Raw genomic sequence first — 318 nt, 5'->3', positions numbered from 1 at the left:
CTTCAATCTAGGGATGCCGCAGCTCAAGCAGCCCTGACAGATATCACCTTCCCAATATTAACCAGCGCTTTTACCATTGCATTAGGCTTCTCAATCCTCTTGTTGTCAGAGTTTCAGCCTATTTTCAACCTCGGACTTCTCATTAGTATTACCATGCTAGTGTCTGCGCTATGTACACTTTTTATCATGCCAAACCTTCTGAAATTAGCTAAGGTAGGAAAAGTAGTAGAGCAGGAAGAAGAGCTCGAACCTTCGATGCTTGCAGAGGGCTAACCAGCCCTACTCAAAAACCTTATATTTTTGATATACCTGAGTGCA

1 protein-coding gene is annotated in these 318 nt (G+C 43.1%); it reads left to right on the top strand.

The window, feature by feature from the left end; all coding sequences use genetic code 11:
• Positions 1 to 273, top strand: a 273-nt coding sequence (locus tag A3761_RS01220; RefSeq protein ID WP_156491478.1) for an MMPL family transporter, incomplete at its 5' end; no start/stop codon positions are given.
• Positions 274 to 318: the final 45 nt, after the last annotated feature.

This window comes from Oleiphilus sp. HI0123, from assembly GCF_001635315.1.
This window is presented reverse-complemented; position numbering and strand designations above follow the sequence as displayed.